Origin of the sequence: Martinezella calliandrae, assembly GCF_030272695.1 — a bacterium.
Lineage (GTDB): Bacteria > Pseudomonadota > Alphaproteobacteria > Rhizobiales > Rhizobiaceae > Rhizobium > Rhizobium calliandrae.
Window position 1 is genome coordinate 1 of record NZ_JARFYN010000267.1, and the last position, 218, is coordinate 218.

Annotated in this window: 1 protein-coding gene; it reads left to right on the forward strand. The window is 62.4% G+C overall.

Features of this window, described 5'->3' with window-relative positions:
* A partial coding sequence (locus PY650_RS37055) for a condensation domain-containing protein (RefSeq protein WP_285885093.1) occupies positions 1 to 218 on the forward strand: 218 nt, incomplete at both ends.

The window sequence follows — 218 nt, forward strand, 5'->3', positions numbered from 1 at the left end:
TTTGATCTTTCGCGCGGGCCGCTGATCCGCGGGCGGCTGATCGACATGTCGGACGAGGAGCACGTCTTCCTTTTGACCCAGCATCACATCGTCTCGGACGGCTGGTCGATGGGTGTGCTCGTGCGGGAACTGAGCAGCCTCTACCGGGCGTTTCTGGCTGGACAGGACGATCCTTTGCCGCCGCTCGCCATCCAATATCCCGACTATGCCGCCTGGCA